Raw genomic sequence first — 4,031 nt, forward strand, 5'->3', positions numbered from 1 at the left:
AATAAAACCAACTAAAATTTTAGTTGGCAAACCAGATGCGAGAAAATCAATGATCTCTCATCATTCATCAATTATATAAAAATGGGAAATTTAAAATTAAAAGGAAAAGATATATTAAAATTAGGCTATCCAAACAACCAGAGCGTCAACATCGCATTGGAAGTGATGAAGAGAAATTTTGCAACTAAAAATATTCATTATGTGAAATCTCTTTTAAAGGAAATCCAGCAAAATCCGGAGAACTTCGAGAAAGACTTAACCTTCGGACAAATTGCGGAAGCTTTGCTTTCATCCAAGAAAACTGAGAAAAGAATGCTCAACACCAACCGGGCGTCTTTCCAAATTTTCGGAAATGATATTTCAGATGAAGCAAAAAACCAACTCTACACTGCACTGAAACTGCCAATTGCAACACAAGGCGCTTTGATGCCCGATGCCCACAGCGGTTACGGACTTCCAATAGGTGGCGTTCTTGCGGTAGAAAATGCGGTAATCCCTTACGGAGTCGGAATGGATATCGGATGCAGAATGTCGCTCAGTATTTTGGATACGCCAATTTCATATCTCGACGGCGCCAAAGATAAATATGAAAAAGCGCTTGCCGAACACACCAAATTCGGGATGTACGAAACGCACAAATCTCACGTCGACCATGAGATTTTCGACAGAGATACGTTTGATTTAATTCCGATTTTGAGAAGATTAAAAGGAAAAGCCATCAAACAAATGGGAAGCTCCGGTGGCGGAAATCACTTTGTGGAATTCGGTGAAGTGGAAATTACGGAAGAAGATAAACAAATCAATCTTCCGAAAGGAAAATACCTCGGAATCCTTTCACACAGCGGTTCGCGTGGTTTGGGAGCCGAAATCGCTCAGTATTATTCGAGAGTGGCGACCGAACAGTGTCCGTTACCGAAAGAAGCACAAAACTTCGCCTGGCTGGATTTGAACACGCATCTCGGATTAGAATACTGGACGGCGATGAATCTTGCAGGAGATTATGCTTCGGCCTGCCACGACGATATTCACAGAAGATTGGTGAAAGCGGTCGGCGGAAGAGTAAAAGCCAGAATCGAAAACCATCACAATTTCGCGTGGAAAGAAATCCACAACGGAAAAGAAGTGATTGTTCATAGAAAAGGTGCCACTCCGGCCAATGAAAACGAGTTGGGAATGATTCCCGGTTCGATGACGGCAAAAGGTTTTATCGTTCGTGGAAAAGGAAATCCGAATTCACTGAACTCGGCTTCACACGGAGCGGGACGGGCTTTTTCGAGAGGAAAATGTAGAAACCGCTTCACTCAAAATGATATTAAGAAAGAATTAAAACTCAAAAATGTCACTTTGATGGGCGGAAATGCGGAAGAAGCACCGATGGCGTACAAAGACATCAACGAAGTGATGAACGCGCAAAGTGAACTGGTCGATATTCTCGGAACTTTCCAACCCCGAATTGTGAGGATGGATAAATAATGATTAATGTTGGATGCGGGATGTTGGGTGTTTGATGTCAAAAACCTGCATTTAATTCTTTCAAAAATCATTACATAATTTATAACAATAGTAATACAAAGGAGAAAAACAATAGCCCCGATTGCAGCGGCATCCTTTTTTTTGCAAGGGCTTGAAAAAAGCGAGGGCAAAAAAAGATACAGCGGAAAGCGGGATTAAGCTCCTATAAAAAATGGACAAAATAATACAGATCACCTCGGGAAGAGGACCTTTGGAATGTCAATGGGTAGTTGCCAAAGTTCTGAAGGTCTTTCTTGAGGAAGCAAAACAAAATAAAATCGGTTACGAAATCATCCACCGCGAAAATGGCGATGAAAATCTGACTTTGAAATCTGCGACCTTACTTTTAAAAGGAAAAGAAGCTAATGAATTTCTGAAAAACTGGCTCGGAAGCATTCTTTGGATTGGAAAAAGCACTTTTAGGAAATTCCATAAAAGAAGCAACTGGTTTATCGGGATTTTTGAATTGGAAGGTTTGGAGAAAATGGATTTTAATGAAAGAGACGTTCAGTTTCAGACCGCAAGAAGTCAGGGAAGTGGCGGACAAAATGTGAATAAAGTGGAAACTGCTGTTCGTGCAACTTATCTGAAAACCGGACAGAGTGTTTTCGTGCAGGATTCCCGTTCGCAACTGGAGAACAAGAAAATTTCCATCATCAGATTAAAAGAAAAAGTAATGGAATTTCACATCCAGCAACTGGAAAAACAAATGCAGGAAACGTGGAACAATCATCTGAATGTTCAAAGAGGAAATCCGATTCGGACGTTTTCGGGAAGCGATTTTAAAAAGAATCATCAGGAGAAAACTTTCAAAAAAGAAAGAAATCAACTGAAAAATGAATTAAAAAACTACAGAAATGACCTTAACTAAAAGTAAATATTATTTTGAAGCGCTGGATAATTATCCATACAGCTTGCCGGATTGTTTGGAAGCGTTGAATTATGCGCTTTCCTACGACCCTGAAGATGCAGATTCGCTTTGTCTGATGGGAAGAATCTACAGCGAAATGCTCGATGACTATGAAAAAGCAAAACTCTATTTCGAGGAAGCAATGCAGTGTGATGTGACCAATCTGAATACGCCAAAATACTACATTAAATGTCTTTTGGACAACGAAGATCTTCAGGAAGCAGAAAAGCTGATTAACTATTCTTTAAAAATAAAAGGAATTGACAGATCGACTCTATGGTTTTACAGAGCTTTGTTATCTGAGATGAGAGGAAGTCTTCCGAATGCATTAAAATTTTTAACCGAAGCGGAGAAGTTTTGCTTCATGCCCCAAAGTTTGGATTTTATGAAAAGCCGAAAGAAATTCATTAAATCTAAAATGCCGAAGAAATCTAAAAAGAAGAAGGAGACGAAATAAGTCTCCCTTTTAATGGAATGCACTGAATTTTTTTAGGCATAAGGCAGTTATTATAATTTATTTTTCATAATATATATAAGGATGAATTAAGAAATGTGACAGATTAGCGTAATTTATTGATAATGAGTTGTGTAAATAATATTTAAAACAATTTAATTTAAACAACCGTTTCAATTTGTTAAAAAACCTTAATAAAAAAAACCGCACAACGTCCGTTTATGGGCGTTTGCGGTTTTAATTGCTTTAACATTGTTAATAATTATGTTAAAGTGTGTTAAATGCAGTCTTTCAAAGTATGAGATTCGACAGGTTTTTGATGTGAATCGATACTTTTGTAACGCTTTAAAAATAAAAGACAACGTTTAACACGGAAATAATTTATCTATGAAGAAAAAAGTTTTGTTGTATTTAGTGATGCTGATTTCTACTGTAAGTTTACAGTCATGTGTTACTAACTATGTAGTTTCAAAACCAACAACCTATATTAAGGACAACAAATCAGATGCCAATTATGCGGCAGTTGAGAGCAAAAGGTTGGAAATGGATAAAAAGCAGCTAATCAGCTCTTTTGTATCTGAAAAAACAGTAGCGTTATCCAACGCAAAAAACAAATTAAAGAATTCTGAAATTGCCAAAGCAATCAAATACAATAAGGTAATCGACAACATCCTTACAGAAGCAGAAACTTATTTGGGAACGCCTTACAGATACGGTGGTACAACAAGAAACGGAATCGACTGTTCGGCATTTGTATTATCGGTTTTCGGTGCAGCAGCAAGTCTTACTTTACCAAGAGTAGCAGCTTCACAGGCACAGGAAGGGGAGTCAATAGACAGAACAGAATTACAGAAAGGAGATTTGGTTTTCTTTTCACACGGCAGAAGAATTTCTCATGTAGGAATTGTAGAAAGCATTTCAGAAGATGGCGATATTAAATTTATACACGCCGCAACATCCAGAGGAGTGATGGTTTCCTCACTAAGTGATTCATATTGGGGTCCAAAGTTCAGATTTGCCAAGAGAGTGATCAACGAAAACGGAGACAGCTATAATGCAACAGCAAAATTAGAGTCACAGGCATCCCTGCAAAATTTTTAAAACTTAAATAATTGATATTTAAAAAGAGACTGAATTTTCAGTCTCTTTTTTTTT

The 4,031-nt window shown here is 37.8% G+C and carries 4 protein-coding genes; all 4 read left to right on the forward strand.

The window, feature by feature from the left end; translation table 11 throughout:
* Positions 1-81: 81 nt before the first annotated feature.
* Entirely contained in the window at positions 82-1,473 is a 1,392-nt protein-coding gene (locus ASG21_RS17695; RefSeq protein WP_056083736.1) for an RtcB family protein, read from the forward strand.
* A gap of 211 nt (positions 1,474-1,684) precedes the next feature.
* On the forward strand, positions 1,685-2,383 hold the full coding sequence (prfH, locus tag ASG21_RS17700; protein WP_056083739.1) for a peptide chain release factor H: 699 nt from the start codon (positions 1,685-1,687) through the stop codon (positions 2,381-2,383).
* Positions 2,370-2,879 (forward strand): hypothetical protein, encoded by a 510-nt coding sequence (locus ASG21_RS17705; protein WP_056083742.1) that lies wholly within the window; start codon positions 2,370-2,372, stop codon positions 2,877-2,879. Before prfH ends, ASG21_RS17705 begins: the two co-directional genes overlap by 14 nt.
* Positions 2,880-3,263: 384 nt before the next feature.
* Positions 3,264-3,977, forward strand: a complete 714-nt coding sequence (locus ASG21_RS17710) for an NlpC/P60 family protein (RefSeq protein ID WP_056083747.1) — start codon at positions 3,264-3,266, stop codon at positions 3,975-3,977.
* Positions 3,978-4,031 lie beyond the last annotated feature (54 nt).

This window comes from Chryseobacterium sp. Leaf394 (genome assembly GCF_001424105.1).
In the GTDB taxonomy this organism is placed as follows: Bacteria; Bacteroidota; Bacteroidia; order Flavobacteriales; family Weeksellaceae; genus Chryseobacterium.